The sequence below is a fragment of the Cupriavidus sp. PET2-C1 genome, from assembly GCF_054515855.1.
Genome location: NZ_CM137260.1, coordinates 1,865,223 through 1,883,154, shown reverse-complemented (window position 1 = coordinate 1,883,154; position 17,932 = coordinate 1,865,223). Strand labels below are relative to the sequence as shown.

Genomic DNA, 17,932 nt, shown 5'->3' with positions numbered 1-17,932 from the left:
CCCTGCCTTCAGGCACGCGTTTCCAGGAACTGCTGCACCGAGCCCACGTTAAGGTCCATCGCGGTGAACAGGCTCTCCAGCTGCTCGCGCGAATTCACCAGGCCCTTGGCGCGCAGCGTGCCACGCTCGTCCATCAGCACGCCGTACGGCAGCTTGCCGATCTGCAGGTGCATGCCGAGCTCGGGCGACAGCACATAGGGGAAGGCTTCCAGCCCTGCCTGGCGCAGGAAGGCCAGGTGCTCGGGCTGTTCGCCGTCGGAGGCGAGCACCACGCGCAGCCAGCCGGCCTCGCTGGCCTGCATCGACTTGAGTACCGGCAGCAGCTTCTTGCAGACCGGGCAGGTGGGCGAGAGAAAGAACAGCAGCGTGCTGCGGGGCTGCGCGCCGCCCACCGCCACCGGGCCGCCGCGCACATCCTGCAAGGCAAAGGGCGGCAGCGCCTCGCCCACGCGCGGGCCGGCGTCGATCACCAGCGCGCCCATCGGCGCGACGCGCTCGAACAGGATGCCGACCTGGCGGGCCAGGGCATAGAAACCGAAGAGCAGCGCCAGCACGGCGATCCACAGCACGATATTGGCAATCACAAGGGCAGTCATGGGAGTCTCACGAGAGGGTGGAATGCGTAGGGTGGCTGGAAGCCAGGTGGCCGGTGCGGCGGGTAGCGCGGTCGGCATTGACCAGCAATTGCGTGACGCCGAGCCAGAGCAGCAACAGCGCGAGCGCGCAGAAGCCGGCGGCCAGGGTGTCGAGCCGCGTGAACGCACGGGGTGCCGCGCCGGCTGCCAGTCCGGCAGCCGCGATCGTGGCCAGCACCAGCACGGCTAGCAAGCCAAGGTTGCGCAGCAGCAGGCCGGTTGATAGCCGCAGGTTGTCGGCGTCGCTGCCGCAGCCGCAGCGGATGTCGCGCCGCCCGCGCAGCAGGTTGATGCCCACCGCTGCGCTGGCTACCGCCACCACGCATGCCGTCAGCAGCGCCGCGCCCGGGTGCAGCGGCGCGGCAACCAGCGCGGCCAGGCTGGCCGTCTCGGCGCCCAGGTAGGCAAGCGCTACCGGGCGCGACCATGCGTCGGGCACCAGCCGGTACGCGCTGACGGCGCCCCAGAAGCCGGAGAAGTCGCGCAGCTTGGGCCACAGGGAGTGCGCCAGTACCAGTGCGGCGGCGGCGGAACACGCCGCCACCACGACCGGATCGCGCAACACGTCGGAGACCACGGCGGCGGCGCTCATTGATGCAGCTCCAGCTGCACCGCGTTCTCCGCGACCTGGTCCAGGCGCGCCACCGGCTTGAGGCCGCGGGCCGGGTCCAGCGACACCACGCCGGCCTTGGCGGCGTCCAGCACATACAGCGTCGGCTGCGGCCCTTGCGTGATGGTGAGCGCCAGCGCATTCTGCCCCGGCGCGCGGGCGATGCGCTTGTGCTGCGCCAGGTCGATGGTCCAGATCTCGGCGGCGGGGGTCTTGTGCGATCCCTCCTTGCTGCGCGGATGCATGCCCAGGTACAGGCGGCCCGTGGCCGCGTGCAGCGCGAACAACTGGTAGCCGCCCGGCTTCCAGCCCGCCTTGCGGTCCGCCGCGTCCACCACGGGCCAGGGCTGCGCGAAGACGGGTGTCTCGCCCGAGAGATCCGCGCTGTAGACGTTGCCGTTGAAGGACACGAAGGTCAGCGTGTTGCCCACGCGCTCGCTGTGCAGGAAGACCGGATCGGCATCGGGATCGAACATGCGCGCGCTGCGCTTTTGCCCGCTGGGCTGGCCGGCGGCGTCATGCGTCACCGTCAGCATCGTGCCGTCGCTGCACAGGGTGCGAAAACGCTGGCTGGACGCCTCGGTGGCAAATATGCCCCAGCAGCCCGGGGTTTGCGCCTCCGCCACGAACTTGCCGGCCTGCAGGTCGACGATGCTGACCGAGGTGGCGGGCGTGGCATTCTGCACATAGAGAAAGTGCCCGTCGGCGGATACCGCGGCGATACCCCGGTAGTTCAGTGACTGTGCGTGCTTGGGCGGGATCACGATCTCGCTGCGGTAGGCCAGCGTGGCGGTGTCGTACAGGCTCACCACATCGGCCCGCTCGCCGCGCGCGAGCCGCGTGTAGAACGTGGAGATCACATACAGCGTGCGCTTGTCCGGGGACAACACGCTCTGGCCGCCGAACGCGGTGGGCACCAGCCCAAGGTAGCGCATGCGCTTGCCGTCCACCACGTGCAGGCGCCCGTCCACCATGTGCTTGAACGCCACATCGGAGATGTAGAGCCGGCCATCGTCGGCGGGCGCGAGCGGCTGCACGGAGAGGGTTTCCGGCTGCAGTTCGCCGGTGTTGGTGGCATCGCTGGCGTGGCCGGCATTGGGGGCGGCGGCGGCTGGCAAGGCTAGCACGCTCAACATCGTCGCTGCGGCTAATCCGCGTACCACGCCAGGCCGTCGGGTGATGGCCTTGGTGCTTACCTCGTTCACTGGATGGCTCCTTGGGATGCGCTTTGCAATGGGGCCAGTCTACGAACGGGGGCGGCGCGGGCGTTATCCGAAATCGGCAACGGCGGCACGGGGATATTCACCAATGCCGGCCCGCCTGCGTGGCACGCTGGTGCGTGCCGTCATGGCGGCCTGCGGTGCGTGGCGCCCACATGCCACGGCGGGCGCGCCTGCCCGCGGTGCGCGCCATCCGGCGCCACGGCGACCCTGCACGGTTGCTGTGCATGCAGGGCCATTTGGGGGGTTAATGCTCAGGCGAAGGCTTATCCGTTTTCGGAAACGGAGCAGAATGGGCAGTGGGGCTGAGGAGGGCGAAGGCGCCGCAGCCGGGGTGGCAGTAGCGGCGGCAAGAGCGGCTGCAGAGCGGCGCCGGAGCGGCCCGAGGCTGCCACCATGCTACGATCCGCGCCTAATACGGAGAATGAAGATGTTTTATACCTGCCAGAACCAGTCGTGCCAGACGCGTTGGGACCCCAAGGACGTCACGGTCAAGGACGAAGGCCAGGGACCGCTGTTTCGCTGCCCGGTGTGCAACTCCCGCAACCCGGTCGTGCCCCAGCGCAAGTCCGACGGCACCATCGTCTACAAGCAGCGCACCCGCTAAGGGGCTGCGCCCGGGGGCTGCTCAAGGCCTTTCATGGCCTGTCATGGCCCGTTGACGCGCCGGCCAGGCGCGCTCAGCCGCCGGCCCGCTTGACGGTCATCCCGCGCTGCTTGAGCTTTTCCACTACCGTGTCGCAGTGGTCGCCCTGGATTTCGATCACGCCGTCCTTGACGGTGCCGCCCGAGCCGCAGGCGGCCTTCAGTTCCTTGCCCAACTGTGCCAGCGACAGCGCGTCCAGCACCACGCCGCGCACCAGCGTCACTCCCTTGCCCTTGCGGCCCTTGGTCTCCCGCGACACCCGCACGATGCCGTCCCCTTGCGCGGGCGGCTGCGCCTTGCCGCACGTGCAGGCCGCCAGCGCATTGCCGCAGCCGGGGCACATGCGGCCGTGTTCGGTGGAGTAGACCAGCGAGCTGGCGGGTTTCGGGTGAGACATGACAGGCGTTCCGGGTGACGGGCTGGCTGGCGCAGCCCGGGGCAGGCAGCGTACGACAAGCGCGCGGCGCCTGCAAGGGGGGCGATGGCGCATTTCAGGTGCCGCTTGCTGCCCTCGCCGACGGTCATGGCTCACTCGCCGTAGCGCTGCCCCTGCGCGATCAGCTCCGGCGTACCGATGACGCCGTTCAGCCCGTCGAAATCCAGCATGGCATCGCGCATCGGCGCGGTGGTGCCATGCTCGAGCAGGCTGCCGTAGTAGCGCTTCATCTGCGCGCCGATGAAGCGCACCACGCCACCCGGGAAAATCACGATGCGAAAGCCCCGGCCGGCAAGTTCGGCGGCGCTCTGCACTGGCGTCTTGCCGCCTTCCACCATATTGGCCAGCAAGGGAACGCGCCCGGCAAAGTGCGCGCAGACGCGCGCCATGTCTTGCTCGGTGCGCAAGGCTTCGATAAACAGCGCGTCGACACCGCATGCCACATAGGCCTCGGCGCGTTCGATCGCCGCGTCCAGTCCCTCGATGGCCACTGCATCGGTGCGGGCCAGGATCAGCGTGCGCGACGAAGTGCGCGCGTCCAGTGCGGCCTTGAGCTTGCCGCACATCTCGGCTGCCGAGACAACGCGCTTGTTGTCCAGGTGGCCGCAGCGCTTGGGAAAGGTCTGGTCCTCGAGCTGGATCATGGCCGCGCCGGCGCGTTCCAGCGTGCGCACGGTCCGGATCACGTTGAGCGCATTGCCGTAGCCGGTATCGGCATCGACGATCAGCGGCAAGTCGACGCGGTCGGTGATCCTGCCGACGATATCCACCGTCTCGGTGGCGGTGGTCAGGCCCACGTCCGAGCGCCCGAGCTGCGTGTAGGCCACGGCGGCGCCAGACAGGTAGAGCGCTTCAAATCCCGCTTGCGCGGCGACCAGCGCCGAGAACGCGTCGTAGACGCCGGGCACCAGCAGCACGCGCGGTTGGCGCAGGCGGTCGGCGAGGGATGGAGTTGTCATTGTTGTTTGCGGTGTGGCCGCCCATGGCCGGCGTGGAAAACGCCGGCATGGCGCTTGCCCTTCGAGGGAAGGTGGTGCGGCATGATAGCGAATAACGAGCGAGCGCTCAGCCACTGGCGCGAGGCGCGCCATGTCCATACATTAGGGGGCGAAAGTGTCAGAGCGAAAGGTGCCCGGGCCTTCGTTGAAGGCGCTCACCAGGCACGCAATGTCTGCATCTGGCCCGGGTGCTTGACGGTGGGGCACTTGTGCGGCGCCCCCTTGCACACTGTCGGTGGCGCTGCCTAGCGCCCGACAGGGCTTCCGTAAAATGCACCAGTGCGGGGATTCGAAACGATGTAGGTATTGCGTCTTGCCCAAGTCTGGGCAGCCATGAAGACTTCGGGCTCGCGCTGGCTCCAGTCACTCGTCATGAGTGGTGCAGCTTCCTGCTCCGTCGTGGCATACACGACGGCCTGGTGAAGGGCGGCCCGGCCTTGGCTTCCTGGAATGGTAATGGTGCGAATCGTCACGCGCATCGTCAAAGGCCTCAACGTGTTTGGACTGCAAAGTATGGCTGCCTTTCAAGGACAGTATTGTGACAGCGTAGTGTCCTGATCCGCCCTGGAAGGCTGTGCCATGGGGGCTTGGCGAAGCCGTGACAATCGGGTTTGCGGCCTCGCGGTGAATAGGGAGCATCCATGCCTGATCATACGCGCAAGCACTAATCGGGCCAACGACATCTGTTGTGGCGCGTCGACAGGCTGGGGAACCGCCCGCGGCGCGCACCGCGGCCATTCGGTTTCAGGCTTCAGCCGGGTTCGTCGCCGATCCGAGCGAGAAATAGATTACCCGGCACATTTCTACCGGCTGGATTACCGGCTGGAGAATGCAATCTCCCCGCGCCAGCGCCCGCGACTAAAGCGCTGCCTTGTCGATCGCAATGCCGAGTTCGCCCGCCATGCGCTCCACCAGTGCCTGAAGCCGGTTCACCTTTTCCGCCAGTTCCTTTTGCTCGGCTTTGAGCGACTCGAATTCGGAGGGCGAGATGCTGTCGTCGGTGCCGCCGCGCTCGCCGATGTCATCGATGCTGACTTCGCCGCACAGCAGGTGCATCCAGCGGTTCTCACGTCCGCCGGGAGCGCGCGGCAGCTTGACGACAAAGGGTGGCCCGGCGGCGGCCAGCTCCTCCAGGAACACCTCGACCGACGAGATGTCGGCAAATGCGTGCAGGCGCGCGGAGTTCAGCCTCAGCTCCGCGGCCGTCTGGGGCCCGCGCAGCAGCAGCGTGGTGAGCAACGCGACCGACTGGCTCGGCACGCCCAGCACGCGTTTCATATTCTGCTCGAATCGCGGCACGCGGCTGCTGCTGCCTTCCATGGCCAGGCTCAGGCGCTTCAGGCCATCGATGGCGGTGAGGATCTCGGCCTCGGAGGCATTCATCACCGGTGAGCGCGCGGTCTTCTGGTTGCAGCCGGATGCCAGTGCGTTGAGCGACAGCGGATAGGTGTCCGGCACCGTGTGCTGCTTCTCGACCAGCACGGCCAGCACGCGCCCTTCAAGCTGCGTCAGGGAACGGATGGCCGGGCGTGCGGGGGTGTCGGGATTGGGATTCATGAGTGGTATCGCTAGGTGAAGCTGCTTGCCCCGGGCCGGTCCGCGGATCAGCGGATCCGCTGATCGTGGGTCGGCCGGAGGCGCTTTGTTTGGTGGGCATATGATATCCGGTCAGGGGGCGGGGCAATGTGAGTTTGCGTGAACCTGGCGCCCGTGTGGCGCGCCCCTAAGGGTTGCCGGCCTCCCGCAGGGCATCGGCGATCAAGGCGACCGCTGGCGCAACTGCCGCATCCCGCTGGGTAATGAACACCATCCGCCCGGAGGCGAACGGCGTGCGCAAGCGCACCTGGTGCACCATGGACGTCTGCGCGTAGTGGCGCACGGCGCTGGCCGGCGCAACCGTCAGGAAGCCACTCGCGGCAACCATCGACAAGCTGCTGTGAAACGAGATCGATTCGATACGCGGCACGGGCGGCAACTGACCGCTATCGAGAAACGGCTGCTCGAAGATCTCCCGCGTGTGGGTGCCGCGCGGCGGCAGGATCCAAGGCCCTTCATGCAGTGCCGGCAGGCTTACCTCGCGGCGCCTGGCCAGCGGGTGGTCCCGCGCGCAGGCAATGGCCAGGTGTTCGTCCCATAGCGGCGTGATGTCCAGCCGTTCCCGCGGCTGCGCGGGATGACTGGTTTCCAGCCGGCCTATGACACAGTCGAGCTCGCCACCGGCGAGCAGCCCGAGCAGGCCGCTGACGGTGTGCTCCCTTACCTGCAAGCGCGGCAGCACACCCTGCCGGCTCAGCGTGGCGATCAGCCTTGGCAGCACGTTGACCCCGACCAGCGGCAGCACGCCCATCCGCACCAGCGGGATCTCCGGGCGGGCCGCCAGGGCCTCGCTGGCCGCATCCAGTGCGCCCAGCGCAATGCGCAGGCGCTCCAGCGCGCGCTCGCCCGCCGGGCTCAGGCGGCCGCCTCGCGTAGTGCGCTCGATCAGCGTGCAGCCGAAGGCTTGCTCCAGCTCCTGCAGCATCTTGGTCACCGCCGGCTGGCTGATGTGCATGGCCTCGGCGGCAGCGGTCAGGGAGCCGGTTCGCGCCACCAGGTCCAGCAGCCGCAGATGGCGGATACGCAGGCGGTCGATCCGGTTCGGATGAGCGGTGCTCGGCGCAGCCACGCGCGCAGGGGAAACCGTTGCCATAACCAATCCTGATGGATTCATAAGAACTGGATCATTGTCTCGAATGATGACGCGGCGTGACAATCGGGCAAAACCAGAAAGGAGACCTGAGATGCCTGCATCCACCCGCCGCACGCGCCGCCTGATGCTGCGGACCCTGCTGACGCTGCCCGTTGCGGCAGCATCCGGCCTGCCGGCTTCGGCGTTTGCCGCGGACAACTACCCCAGCCGCCCGATTCGCCTGGTGGTGCCGTATGCCGCTGGCGGCGGCCCGGATATCCAGGCGCGCAAGCTGGCCGAAGTGCTGGGCAGGGAGCTTGGCCAGCCGATCGTGGTGGAGAACAAGGTGGGCGCGGCAGGCATCCTTGCTGCCGAGTCCGTGGCGCAGCAGCCGGCCGATGGCTACACCTTGCTGCTGGGCGCCTCCACCCATGTCGCGCAGAAGCTCTTGCAGCCATCCGTCAAGTTCGATCCGGCGGCGTTCACCCACGTGATCCGCATCGGCGTCAGCCCCGCCGTGCTGGTGGTGGGGGCGAATTCGCCGTACCGCACCGTGGGCGAACTGGTGGCCGCCGCGCGGCGCTCGCCCGGCTCGCTGAACTATGCATCGGGCGGCATCGGCTCGGCCGCGCATATCTGCGGCGCGGCCTTCGCATCGGCCACAGGCATCAACGCGGTCCATATCCCCTACAAGGGCTCGGTGGAGATCGTGCCGTCGCTGATCAAGGGCGACACGCAATTCGGCTTTCCGGTAGCGACCACCGCGGTGCCGCAGATCGGCAATGGCAAGGTGCGCGCGCTGGCTGTGACCTCGGTGCAGCGGATCCCCGCGCTGCCTGGCGTGCCGACCCTGAACGAGGCGCTTGGGCGCAGCGATCTCACGCTGGATGCCTGGAGTGGCATCTGGGCCCCGGCAAACCTGCCTAAGCCCTTGGTGGCGCGCTTGCATGCCGCCATGCTGAGGGCACTGGCGGATCCCGGGCTGCGCCGCTTCTATGCCGAGACGGGGGCGCTCATCGAACCGAGCCCCACGCCCGAATCCTTCACCCGCCTTGTCGCCGAGGAAACCGCCAGGATGCGGCAGGTGATCGAGAAAAACCACATCACGATCGAGTGAGCCAGCCATGCCTGTCACCGCTACCCATTCATTCACCCCGCTCGCGGGCATCCGCGTGCTCGATTTCTCGCACGTCATCGCCGGTCCCTTCGCCACCTTCCTGCTGGCGCAGCTCGGGGCCGACGTGACCAAAGTGGAAAACGCCAACGGCGGCGATGTCATGCGCCGCGCCGGACGCGGCCGCGAGGGCTTCGTCGCGCTCAACGCTGGCAAGTCGTCGCTGGCCCTCGACCTTGGCAGCGAGCAAGGGCGCCAGCATGCGCTAGAGCTCGCCGCCACCTGCGATGTCTTCGTCGACAACCTGCGGCCGGGCGTGCTGGAGCGCTTCGGGCTCGGCTTCGAGGCGGTGCTTGCGCTGAATCCGCGCGTGGTCTATTGCAGCATCTCCGGCTTTGGCCGCGGCGCGCCGGCATGGCGCGGCCGGCCCGCTTACGACCATGTGGTGCAGGCTGCCACCGGCATGGCCTACATGGCGGGCAACGAGGGCGATCCGCCCATCAAGACGGGGTTCCCGGTCATCGATTCCGCCACGGGGCTGCTCGCCGCCTTCGCCATCCTGGCCGGCGTACGCGACAGCGAGCGCACCGGGCGCGGCATGCTGCTCGATATCTCCATGGCCAGCGCCGGCATGCAGCTGATGTACCCCATGGCCTGTGACGCGCTCACGCGCGGCGCCACGCCACCCCGGCAGGGCAACCAGGGCTACTCCGGCAGCCCCTCCGCCGATTTCTTCCGCACGCGCGATGGCTGGCTGGCCATTGGCGCCAACACGCCGGGCCAGTTGCTGGCATTGCTCGAAGCGCTGGGCCTTGGCCATCTGGCGCGGGATCCCGCCTTGTTCAATCCGCCGCTGGAACGCAGCGGCCTGCCTGCCTTTGTGCGCTCGCTCGATCCGGGCGCGCTCAAGGAGGCGCTCGCCGCCGCGCTGGCCGATGGCCTGGCCACGGAGCTGGAAGCGCGGCTTAGCGCGTGCGGCATTCCGGCCGCGCGCCTGCGCAACATCGCGGAGTTTGCCGCTGAATCCCGGGACAACGGCAGCCTGGAAACCATCGAGCTGCGCGATGGCGATGCCGCTGTGGTCTCGCCGGGGCTTGGTTTCCGGGTGCGCACCGGACGCTAGGCCGGGCCGCTTGGCTGCAACCGCGCGTTACCGGTATTGACCCTCGGGATGGATGGGCATCACGACCTGTCCATCCCTTTTTCACGATACGAGATCGTGCGCCATAAGGCTGGCGGGTAGTTGATCCGTTTACCTACACTCCGCTAATTGTGTAGATCAGGCTAAGGCTAACTGACGTAGACCACAGGCGGGGGGGATGGAAGATGCGATTGACCATGGCGAAGGCGGGCTTTGCGGGCTTGACGTGTCTGGCGTTGAGCGCGGGGGCTTACGCGCAATCGGTGAGTTCTTGCGGCGGGAACAGTTGCAACGGCAACAACAACAACAACGACTACAACAACTACAACAGTAATCGCGGCCAGCTTCTCGATCACAGGACCACGCTGCGCCTGAGCGCGGCCGCGCTGGCCGGCGTTCTCAACGCGAGCGATTCAGGCCGGCAGCTATTGCAGATTGCCGGCACTCCTGCGTGCGACCTGGAGATCGTCTACTTCCGCTACCGCACCATTGGCGGTGCCAATGAGCCCACCACCGCGAGCGGCGCGCTGATGATTCCAAGCGGCGGGCGCGCGTGCAGTGGGCCACGCCCGGCGTTGATGTACGCGCATGGCACCACCACCTACCGCAAATACAACCTTGCGGACCTGACGCAGAAGGACCCGGGCAATGGTGATGGCGCCTCGGAGGGCATCAGCGTTGCGGCCATGTATGCCGCGCAGGGCTATATCGTGGTGGCGAGCAACTATGCGGGTTACGCCGGCTCCGAGCTTTCCTATCATCCCTACCTGAATGCCCACCAGCAATCGGCGGACATGATCGACTCGCTGCGGGCCGCGCGGGTTGCACTGGCCCGGGCGGACTCGGGCAAGGCGGCCCGGGAGAATGGCAAGCTCTTTATCACCGGATATTCGCAGGGCGGCCACGTTGCCATGGCCACGCATCGCGCGCTGCAGGCGGCGGGCATCAACGTGACGGCGGCTTCCACGGGTTCGGGGCCCTATGCCATGGCGGCCACCGGCGACGCGCTGATCGCGGGTGAGGTGGATCTGGGTTCCACCATCTTCACGACCTTGGTGGCGACCAGCTACCAGAACGCCTACGGCAACATCTATCGCAGGCCGGGCGACCTGTTTGAGGCCAGCTACGCGCGCGGCATCGAGGATCTCCTGCCGAGCGTGACGCCAATCGACACGCTGATTGGCAACGGCAAGCTGCCCGCCACGGCGCTCTTCAGCCCTTATCCGCCGGCTCCGCAGTTTGCCTCGCTGACGCCGCCGGCTTCGCCCCCGCTGGCGCCGCCTGAGCTGACGCCGATCTTTGCCCTCGGGTTTGGCAAAGGCAACCTGGTGCGCAACAGCTTCCGCCTCGGCCTGCTGGAAGACGCGCTGGTGAATCCGGATGGCGCGTTCCCGTACACCACGGTGGCGATGGCGCCGGCGGCCAGCCCGGTTGCGCCGCTGCGCCAGGCGTTCAAGCGCAATGACTTGCGCAACTGGATCCCGCGTGCCCCGGTGCAGCTTTGCGGCGGTCGCTTCGACCCGACGGTGTTCTTCTTCAACGCGACCGTGCAGCAGGCGTATTGGCAGAATGCCAAGGTGCCGGCGGGGCTGACTTCGGTGCTGGATGTGGATGCGCCGGTGGCCGGGCCTGCCGACCCGTACGCCCCGATCAAGCAGGGATTTGCGCTGGCCAAGGCTACGCTCGCCGCGCAGGCCGTGGCGGCGGGCGCAACCGACGGGGGTGCGTCGGCGGTGATCGAGGCCTACCACGGGAGCCTGGTGGCGCCGTTTTGCATGGTCGCCGCGCGCGGGTTCTTCGGGAATTTCTGAGCAAAGCGGAGCGGAAAAGACAGTGGCCAGTCATTGCGCATGACTGGCCGTTTTTTGTCGCAGCCAGGTCAGTCGCGGGCTTCCATCTTGCGATTGATCCACAGCGCCAGCAACGTGCACGCCACGCCGGACAGCAGGTAGGCGCTGACGGCAAACAAGCCGAACTCCGCCGACAGTCCCAACGCCACCAGCGGGGCAAAGGCGGCGCCGAACAGCCACGCAAAATCGGAAGTCAGCGCCGCGCCGGTATAGCGAAAGCGTGATCCGAAGTTTGCCGTGACAGCGCCCGCGGCCTGCCCGTACGACAAGCCCAGCAAGCCGAAGCCGATCAGGATGAACAGGTCTTGCCGCGCCGGGGTGCCGTTCATCAGGTACGGCGCGAACAGGCCGAAGATGCCGATGAGGACTGCCATCAGCGCCAGCGTGGTGCGCCGCCCGATGCGGTCGGCGATCCAGCCGGAGGTGATGGTGGCCGCCATGGCGATCCCCGCACCGATGATCTGGATGATCAGCACGTCATTGATGTCCTGCGTGGCGTGCAGCGCGACCCACGACAGCGGGAACACCGTGACCAGGTGAAACAGCGCGTAGCTGGCCAATGCCGCAAAGGCGCCGATGAACAGGTTGTAGCCCTGGGCGCGCATGATCTGCACCGGGCTGATCGGCTCCAGCTCGCCTTCTTCCAGCAGCTGCGTGTACTCCCGGGTCACCACCAGGCGCAGGCGCGCGAACAGCGCGACCACGTTGATGGCGAACGCCACGTAGAACGGATAGCGCCAGCCCCAGTCCAGGAACTCATCGAAATCCAGGTTGGCGCGCAGGTAGAGGAACAGCGAGCCGGCAAGGAGAAAGCCGATCGGCGCGCCGAGCTGCCCCAGCATCGAGTACCAGCCGCGGCGGTGCGCCGGGGCGTTCAGTGCCAGCAGCGATGGCAGCCCGTCCCATGAGCCGCCCAGCGCAATGCCCTGCAGGATGCGCAGCGCCGCCAGGATGACGATGGCGTGGTTGCCGAGCGCATCGTAGCCCGGCAGGAACGCCATGCCCGCCGTGGCGGTGCCCAGCAGGAACAATGCGGCCGTCAGCTTGATGCTGCGCCCCCAGCGGTGCTGGATCGCCATGAACAAGGTGGTCCCGAACGGCCGGGCGATGAAGGCGAAGGAAAAGATCGTGAAGGAGAGCAGCAGCCCTTCCAGTTGCCTGACGAACGGGAAGAACACGCTGGGAAAGATCAGCACCGAGGCGATGCCGTAGACGAAGAAGTCGAAATACTCGGACGCTCGTCCGATGACGACGCCGGCGGCGATCTCGGCTGGCGCCACCTGCGCCCGGTGCGCGGCGTCTTGCGCGGGCGTGGGGGAAGACGGTGACGGCTGGTGCTGGTGCGCAACGCCGCTGCTGCTGCTGCTGCTGCTGGACATCGTCAGGCCCTCTCGTCTCTCGTTGTTCGGGGTGGCGTTTTGTGTCACTCCTTTAAGAATGGCACTTCTTTGACTACAGTGCCATAGGAAATGTTGAGTTTCCGCGGCCAGCCCACCGGCGTAGTTCCAACGATCACTTCCACGGCTATGCAATTTCGCATTCGGATAGTGCCATCCCGCTACGCGAAGCGTGGGTGTCTGTTGTTTGCTGCCATCCTGCTGCTGACGGGATGCAATGCTGTCCTGCTAGCCCCGGCCGGGGATCTCGCGATCCGGCAGCGTGATCTAATCATCATCTCAACCGGGCTGATGCTGTTGATCATCGTGCCGGTGATCGCGCTGACACTGCTCTTTGCCTGGCGCTACCGCGAGGCCAACAGGGAGGCCATCTATGAGCCCGACTGGGACCATTCCACCTTGCTGGAGCTGGTGATCTGGGCCGCGCCGCTCTTGATCATCATCGCCCTGGGCGCGTTGACCTGGGTCAGCACGCACAAGCTCGATCCCTACCAGTCCTTGAGCCGCATCGATGCCGGGCGCCCGGTGCCCATGGCCATGGAGCCACTCACCGTGGAGGTGGTGGCGCTGGACTGGAAGTGGCTTTTCTTCTACCCCGAACAAGGCATCGCCACGGTCAACGAGCTGGCGGCGCCGGTGGATCAGCCGATCCGCTTCAAGATCACGGCGTCCACCGTGATGAACTCCTTCTTCATCCCTGCGCTGGCGGGCCAGGTCTATGCCATGCCGGGCATGGAGACCAAGCTGCACGCGGTGATCAACCAGCCGGGTGTCTACGAGGGTTTCTCCGCCAACTACAGCGGCGCGGGCTTCTCCGGCATGCGTTTCAAGTTCCATGGCATGAGCGCGGAGGAATTCGCGCGATGGGTCCAGCAAGCCAAGGCCGGCGGCGGGGCCCTGACGCGCGACGCCTACCTGCAGCTGGAGCAACCCAGCGAGCTTGAGCCGGTGAAGCGCTACGCCAGCGTGGCGTCGGGCTTGTACGACGCGATCCTGAACCGCTGCGTGCAAGCCAACCGGCCTTGCATCAAGGACATGGCCATGAATGCGAGGCAGGGCCAGGGCAAGGACAAGCCGCGGGCCTTCAATGTGGCGGCGCTCGAACGCGGCGCCGCCAGCGCCAGCCTGGGCGCCATCTGCACGGCAGGCGATCCTGCCGGCACTGGCAACGGCGAGCGCGTGGCGGCCGCCAGGACGTTGCCGCAATGACATTGCCCAATGACGCTCCCCAATGACGTTGCAACAATGACCCGCTGCTCCCCGATTCCTGAAACAACGCCCTTGCGGCCCTGGTGACACAATGCCCGAGCACCTCGACCTGACGCAACTGGTATTCGGCCGCCTCACCTGGGAGGCAATCCCCTATCACGAGCCCATCCTGCTGGCGACCTTCGCGGTCGTCGCGATCGGGGGGCTGGCGCTGGTTGGCGCACTGACCTACCTGCGAGCGTGGGGCTACCTCTGGCGCGAGTGGTTCACCAGCATCGACCACAAGAAGATCGGCATCATGTATGTCGTGCTGGGCATCGTCATGCTGCTGCGCGGCTTTGCCGATGCGGTCATGATGCGGCTGCAGCAATCGGTCTCCTTTGGCGATTCGCTGGGCTACCTGCCGCCGCACCACTACGACCAGGTCTTCACCGCGCACGGCGTGATCATGATCTTCTTCGTGGCCATGCCGCTGGTCACCGGGCTCATGAACTTTGTCGTGCCGTTGCAGATCGGCGCGCGCGACGTTGCCTTTCCCTTTCTCAACAACTTCAGCTTCTGGATGACGGTCGGGGGCGCCGTGCTGGTGATGATGTCGCTGTTCGTCGGCGAGTTCGCGCGCACCGGCTGGCTGGCGTATCCACCGTTGTCGGGCGTGCTGCAGAGTCCGGACGTGGGCGTGGACTATTACATCTGGTCCTTGCAGGTTGCCGGGCTGGGCACGTTGTTGTCGGGCATCAACCTGCTCGTGACCATCGTCAAGTTGCGCGCGCCCGGCATGACCATGATGAAGATGCCGGTGTTCACCTGGACCGCGCTGTGCACCAACGTGCTGATCATCGCCGCCTTCCCGGTGCTCACCGCCGTGCTGGCCCTGCTGGCGCTCGACCGCTATACAGGCACCAACTTCTTCACCAACGATCTTGGCGGCAACGCCATGATGTACGTGAACCTGATCTGGATCTGGGGCCACCCGGAGGTGTACATCCTGGTGCTGCCCGCGTTCGGCATCTTCTCGGAAGTGGTTTCCACGTTCTGCCGCAAGCGCTTGTTCGGCTACGCGTCGATGGTGTACGCCACGGTGGTGATCACGGTGCTCTCCTACCTGGTCTGGCTGCACCATTTCTTCACCATGGGCTCGGGCGCCAGCGTCAATTCGTTCTTCGGCATCACCACCATGATCATCTCGATCCCGACCGGGGCCAAGATGTTCAACTGGCTGTTCACCATGTACCACGGGCGCATCCGCTTCGAGGTGCCGATGCTCTGGACCATCGGCTTCATGGTCACCTTCGTGATCGGCGGCATGACCGGCGTGCTGCTCGCCGTGCCACCGGCGGATTTCTCCTTGCACAACAGCCTCTTCCTGATCGCGCACTTCCATAACGTGATCATCGGCGGCGTGCTGTTCGGGTTGATGGCTGGCATCACCTACTGGTTTCCCAAGGCTTTCGGCTACCGGCTGGATCCGTTCTGGGGCAAGTGCTCGTTCTGGTTCTGGCTGGTTGGCTTCTACGTTGCCTTCATGCCGCTTTATGTGCTCGGGCTGATGGGTGTGACCCGCCGCATGAGCCATTTCGAGGACGCGTCCCTGCAGATCTGGTTCCAGCTGGCGGCATTCGGCGCGTTCCTGATCGCGCTAGGCATCGGCTGCTTCCTGATCCAGCTGGTGGTCAGCTACCGCCGGCGCGAAGCCCTGCGCGACACCACGGGCGATCCGTGGGACGGCCGCACGCTGGAGTGGTCGACCTCCTCGCCACCGCCGCAATACAACTTTGCCTTTACCCCGATCATCCATGACAACGACGCGTGGTGGCAGATGAAAGAGCACCAATACCAGCGGCCACAGCAGGGCTTCATTCCGATCCACATGCCGAAGAACACCAGCGCGGGCATCATCCTGGCGGGCTTAAGCACCGTGCTCGGCTTCGCCTTGATCTGGCACATGTGGCTGCTTGTGATCGTGTCCTTCGCTGCCATCCTGGTCGTGGCGATCGGCCACACCTTCAACTACAAGCGCGATTACTACATCCCGGCCGACGACGTCGTCCGCACCGAGGCAGAGCGCACGCGCCTGCTTGCCACCCATGGTTGATACCACCGCCTCCTACGGCCCCGGCGACGTGCGCATGCCGGACACCACGCGCCAGAGCGAGCTGCGTTTCTACGCGACCAGCGAGGTGCATGCGCAGAACGGCACGTTGCTCGGCTTCTGGCTGTACCTGATGAGCGACTGCCTCATCTTCGCCAGCCTGTTTGCCGTGTACGGCGTGGTGGGGCGGCGCTACGCCGGCGGCCCCACGGGCGCCGAGCTGTTCGAGCTGCCGCTCGTGGCGCTGAACACCACCATGCTGCTGCTGTCGTCGATCACCTACGGCTTTGCCGTGCTGGAGATGCAGAAAGCGCAGGTGCGCACCACCCTGATCTGGCTCGGCATCACGGGCTTGCTGGGCGCAGCCTTTATCAGCCTGGAGCTCTACGAGTTCGCACACTTTGTCCACGACGGCGCGGGGCCGCAGCGCAGCGCCTTTTTGTCCTCGTTCTTCACGCTGGTGGGCACCCACGGGCTGCACGTGACGGTCGGCATCGTCTGGCTCATCACGCTGATGGTGCAGGTGGGGCAGCACGGGCTGATCCCGGAGAACAAGCGCCGCCTGATGTGCCTGTCCATGTTCTGGCACTTTCTGGATGTGGTCTGGATCGGTGTGTTTACCTTCGTCTACCTGATGGGAGTGCTGCCATGAACGCGCATGACAATGCCCTTGCAGACGATCCCCATGGCCACGGGCATGGCCATGACGACCACGGCCACGGCGGCGAGGTCAGTCATAGCACCTTCAAGGGCTACATGACGGGCTTCGTGCTCGCGGTGGTCCTCACGGCGATCCCGTTCTGGCTGGTGATGGCCAAGGTTTTCGATAAATCCAGCACCACCGCGCTGTTCCTGCTGGGCTGCGCCGCGGTGCAGATCGTCGTCCACATGATATATTTCCTGCATATGAATGCGAGATCCGAGGGCGGATGGACCATGCTGGCGTTGATCTTCACGATCGTGCTGGTGGTCATCGCGCTGAGCGGCTCGCTTTGGGTAATGTTCCACCTCGACCAGAACATGATGCCAATGCACGACATGAAGAACCTGCCTTGACGGCCCGGCAACAGGGCGTAGCCCAATCCAACCCGCCTTCCCGCAAGCGCGCCACCGGCGCGCTTGTGGCGTTTGCCGTGCTCGCCATCGTGGCGGTGGCCGGGCTGCTCTCGCTTGGCGTCTGGCAAGTCGAACGCCGCGCGTGGAAGCTGGACCTCATCGAACGCGTGAACGCGCGCGTGCATGCTCCCGCCACGGCCGCGCCCAGCGCCGATCAGTGGCCGCGGCTCACCAAGGCCGCCGACGAGTACCGCCGCGTGCGTCTCACCGGCACCTTCCTGAACGACAGCGAGACCCTGGTGCAGGCCGTCACGGAGTTGGGTGGCGGCTTCTGGGTGGTGACGCCGTTGCGCACGGCAGATGGCAATGTGGTGCTGGTCAACCGCGGCTTTGTGCCGCCTGAGCTGAGCGAGCGTGCCAAGCGCGGCGGGGGCGACACCACCGGCGAGACCACCGTGACTGGCCTGTTGCGCTTCAGCGAGCCCGGCAATGGGTTTCTGCGCACCAACGATCCGGCGGCCGGGCGCTGGTACGCGCGCGATGTGCCGGCCATTGCCGCCGCGCGTGGCCTGCGGAACGTGGCGCCTTACTTCATCGATGCAGACGCGGCCGTGCCGCTCGGGGACGCCAGCAAGCGCACCTGGCCGGTGGGCGGGCTGACCGTGATCACGTTCAACAACAACCACCTCGTTTATGCGATCACCTGGTTTGCGCTGGCGCTGATGTTTGCCGCCGGCGCCGTCTATGCCGGGCGGGAGGCGTACCGCCGGTCACGGGGCGGCGCTACACAGGATACGCAGGATACGCAGGACAAACAGGACAAACAGGGCGAGGGCAAGGCGGGACGGCGCACGCCGTAG

General features: G+C 66.3%; 17 protein-coding genes. 9 read left to right on the top strand and 8 right to left on the bottom strand.

Features of this window, described 5'->3' with window-relative positions:
- Positions 1–8: 8 nt before the first annotated feature.
- From mauD to ACX12D_RS28495, 3 genes are read right to left on the bottom strand one after another with little or no spacing between them, the layout of a single operon-like run.
- Positions 9–596: a methylamine dehydrogenase accessory protein MauD gene (gene mauD, locus ACX12D_RS28505; protein ID WP_150984382.1), complete on the bottom strand. Its 588-nt coding sequence runs from the start codon at positions 594–596 to the stop codon at positions 9–11.
- 7 nt (positions 597–603) lie between these two features.
- A complete protein-coding gene (locus ACX12D_RS28500) occupies positions 604–1,227 on the bottom strand; it encodes a MauE/DoxX family redox-associated membrane protein (protein ID WP_459374414.1) in 624 nt (207 codons plus the stop codon).
- Entirely contained in the window at positions 1,224–2,450 is a 1,227-nt protein-coding gene (locus ACX12D_RS28495; protein ID WP_459374413.1) for an amine dehydrogenase large subunit, read from the bottom strand. Before ACX12D_RS28495 ends, ACX12D_RS28500 begins: the two co-directional genes overlap by 4 nt.
- Positions 2,451–2,895: 445 nt before the next feature.
- Between ACX12D_RS28495 and ACX12D_RS28490 the strand changes: the two genes are divergently transcribed.
- On the top strand, positions 2,896–3,072 hold the full coding sequence (locus tag ACX12D_RS28490; protein WP_170301757.1) for a hypothetical protein: 177 nt from the start codon (positions 2,896–2,898) through the stop codon (positions 3,070–3,072).
- Between the two features lie 73 nt (positions 3,073–3,145).
- On the opposite strand, the gene ACX12D_RS28485 is transcribed toward ACX12D_RS28490, so the two are convergent.
- The 4 genes from ACX12D_RS28485 to ACX12D_RS28470 all read right to left on the bottom strand — a co-directional run bounded on the left by ACX12D_RS28485 (position 3,146) and on the right by ACX12D_RS28470 (position 7,234).
- The gene (locus ACX12D_RS28485) at positions 3,146–3,508 is read right to left on the bottom strand and encodes a translation initiation factor Sui1 (RefSeq protein WP_459374412.1); all 363 of its coding nucleotides are present in this window, start codon (positions 3,506–3,508) and stop codon (positions 3,146–3,148) included.
- Positions 3,509–3,639: 131 nt separating this feature from the next.
- On the bottom strand, positions 3,640–4,506 hold the full coding sequence (locus ACX12D_RS28480) for an isocitrate lyase/PEP mutase family protein (protein ID WP_459374411.1): 867 nt from the start codon (positions 4,504–4,506) through the stop codon (positions 3,640–3,642).
- Between the two features lie 897 nt (positions 4,507–5,403).
- Positions 5,404–6,102, bottom strand: coding sequence for a YceH family protein (locus tag ACX12D_RS28475; RefSeq protein ID WP_441636441.1), 699 nt, complete (start codon positions 6,100–6,102; stop codon positions 5,404–5,406).
- Between the two features lie 166 nt (positions 6,103–6,268).
- A complete protein-coding gene (locus ACX12D_RS28470; RefSeq protein ID WP_459374410.1) occupies positions 6,269–7,234 on the bottom strand; it encodes a LysR family transcriptional regulator in 966 nt (321 codons plus the stop codon).
- A 91-nt stretch (positions 7,235–7,325) separates the two neighbouring features.
- On the opposite strand from ACX12D_RS28470, the gene ACX12D_RS28465 reads away from it, so the two are divergent.
- The 3 genes from ACX12D_RS28465 to ACX12D_RS28455 all read left to right on the top strand — a co-directional run bounded on the left by ACX12D_RS28465 (position 7,326) and on the right by ACX12D_RS28455 (position 11,279).
- The gene (locus tag ACX12D_RS28465; RefSeq protein ID WP_459374409.1) at positions 7,326–8,330 is read left to right on the top strand and encodes a Bug family tripartite tricarboxylate transporter substrate binding protein; all 1,005 of its coding nucleotides are present in this window, start codon (positions 7,326–7,328) and stop codon (positions 8,328–8,330) included.
- Between the two features lie 7 nt (positions 8,331–8,337).
- Positions 8,338–9,450 (top strand): CaiB/BaiF CoA transferase family protein, encoded by a 1,113-nt coding sequence (locus tag ACX12D_RS28460; protein ID WP_459374407.1) that lies wholly within the window; start codon positions 8,338–8,340, stop codon positions 9,448–9,450.
- Positions 9,451–9,653: 203 nt separating this feature from the next.
- Positions 9,654–11,279 carry an alpha/beta hydrolase family protein gene (locus ACX12D_RS28455; RefSeq protein WP_459374406.1) on the top strand — a complete coding sequence of 542 codons (1,626 nt, stop codon included), beginning with the start codon at positions 9,654–9,656 and terminating at the stop codon, positions 11,277–11,279.
- A gap of 68 nt (positions 11,280–11,347) precedes the next feature.
- Here ACX12D_RS28455 and ACX12D_RS28450 read toward each other — a convergent pair whose 3' ends face one another.
- Positions 11,348–12,697, bottom strand: coding sequence for an MFS transporter (locus ACX12D_RS28450; protein WP_459374405.1), 1,350 nt, complete (start codon positions 12,695–12,697; stop codon positions 11,348–11,350).
- Positions 12,698–12,844: 147 nt separating this feature from the next.
- Between ACX12D_RS28450 and cyoA the strand changes: the two genes are divergently transcribed.
- The 5 genes from cyoA to ACX12D_RS28425 all read left to right on the top strand — a co-directional run bounded on the left by cyoA (position 12,845) and on the right by ACX12D_RS28425 (position 17,932).
- A complete protein-coding gene (cyoA, locus tag ACX12D_RS28445) occupies positions 12,845–13,924 on the top strand; it encodes a ubiquinol oxidase subunit II (protein ID WP_459374404.1) in 1,080 nt (359 codons plus the stop codon).
- Between the two features lie 91 nt (positions 13,925–14,015).
- A complete protein-coding gene (gene cyoB, locus ACX12D_RS28440) occupies positions 14,016–16,019 on the top strand; it encodes a cytochrome o ubiquinol oxidase subunit I (protein ID WP_459374402.1) in 2,004 nt (667 codons plus the stop codon).
- Positions 16,012–16,668: a cytochrome o ubiquinol oxidase subunit III gene (cyoC, locus tag ACX12D_RS28435; RefSeq protein WP_459374401.1), complete on the top strand. Its 657-nt coding sequence runs from the start codon at positions 16,012–16,014 to the stop codon at positions 16,666–16,668. The genes cyoB and cyoC overlap by 8 nt, the downstream gene beginning before the upstream one ends.
- A complete protein-coding gene (gene cyoD, locus ACX12D_RS28430; RefSeq protein WP_441636425.1) occupies positions 16,665–17,072 on the top strand; it encodes a cytochrome o ubiquinol oxidase subunit IV in 408 nt (135 codons plus the stop codon). The genes cyoC and cyoD overlap by 4 nt, the downstream gene beginning before the upstream one ends.
- Complete coding sequence (locus ACX12D_RS28425; RefSeq protein WP_459374400.1) at positions 17,069–17,932, top strand: SURF1 family protein; 864 nt, start codon at positions 17,069–17,071, stop codon at positions 17,930–17,932. Before cyoD ends, ACX12D_RS28425 begins: the two co-directional genes overlap by 4 nt.

What these genes read in the sequence shown, in the direction of transcription:
- ACX12D_RS28450 (WP_459374405.1), bottom strand. Translation starts at nt 12,697, where the DNA reads ATGTCCAGCAGCAGCAGCAGCAGCAGCGGCGTTGCGCACCAGCACCAG.
- ACX12D_RS28500 (WP_459374414.1), bottom strand. Translation starts at nt 1,227, where the DNA reads ATGAGCGCCGCCGCCGTGGTCTCCGACGTGTTGCGCGATCCGGTCGTG.
- ACX12D_RS28455 (WP_459374406.1), top strand. Translation starts at nt 9,654, where the DNA reads ATGCGATTGACCATGGCGAAGGCGGGCTTTGCGGGCTTGACGTGTCTG.
- cyoD (WP_441636425.1), top strand. Translation starts at nt 16,665, where the DNA reads ATGAACGCGCATGACAATGCCCTTGCAGACGATCCCCATGGCCACGGG.
- cyoC (WP_459374401.1), top strand. Translation starts at nt 16,012, where the DNA reads ATGGTTGATACCACCGCCTCCTACGGCCCCGGCGACGTGCGCATGCCG.
- ACX12D_RS28485 (WP_459374412.1), bottom strand. Translation starts at nt 3,508, where the DNA reads ATGTCTCACCCGAAACCCGCCAGCTCGCTGGTCTACTCCACCGAACAC.
- ACX12D_RS28465 (WP_459374409.1), top strand. Translation starts at nt 7,326, where the DNA reads ATGCCTGCATCCACCCGCCGCACGCGCCGCCTGATGCTGCGGACCCTG.
- mauD (WP_150984382.1), bottom strand. Translation starts at nt 596, where the DNA reads ATGACTGCCCTTGTGATTGCCAATATCGTGCTGTGGATCGCCGTGCTG.
- ACX12D_RS28480 (WP_459374411.1), bottom strand. Translation starts at nt 4,506, where the DNA reads ATGACAACTCCATCCCTCGCCGACCGCCTGCGCCAACCGCGCGTGCTG.
- ACX12D_RS28475 (WP_441636441.1), bottom strand. Translation starts at nt 6,102, where the DNA reads ATGAATCCCAATCCCGACACCCCCGCACGCCCGGCCATCCGTTCCCTG.
- cyoB (WP_459374402.1), top strand. Translation starts at nt 14,016, where the DNA reads ATGCCCGAGCACCTCGACCTGACGCAACTGGTATTCGGCCGCCTCACC.
- cyoA (WP_459374404.1), top strand. Translation starts at nt 12,845, where the DNA reads ATGCAATTTCGCATTCGGATAGTGCCATCCCGCTACGCGAAGCGTGGG.
- ACX12D_RS28490 (WP_170301757.1), top strand. Translation starts at nt 2,896, where the DNA reads ATGTTTTATACCTGCCAGAACCAGTCGTGCCAGACGCGTTGGGACCCC.
- ACX12D_RS28470 (WP_459374410.1), bottom strand. Translation starts at nt 7,234, where the DNA reads ATGGCAACGGTTTCCCCTGCGCGCGTGGCTGCGCCGAGCACCGCTCAT.
- ACX12D_RS28460 (WP_459374407.1), top strand. Translation starts at nt 8,338, where the DNA reads ATGCCTGTCACCGCTACCCATTCATTCACCCCGCTCGCGGGCATCCGC.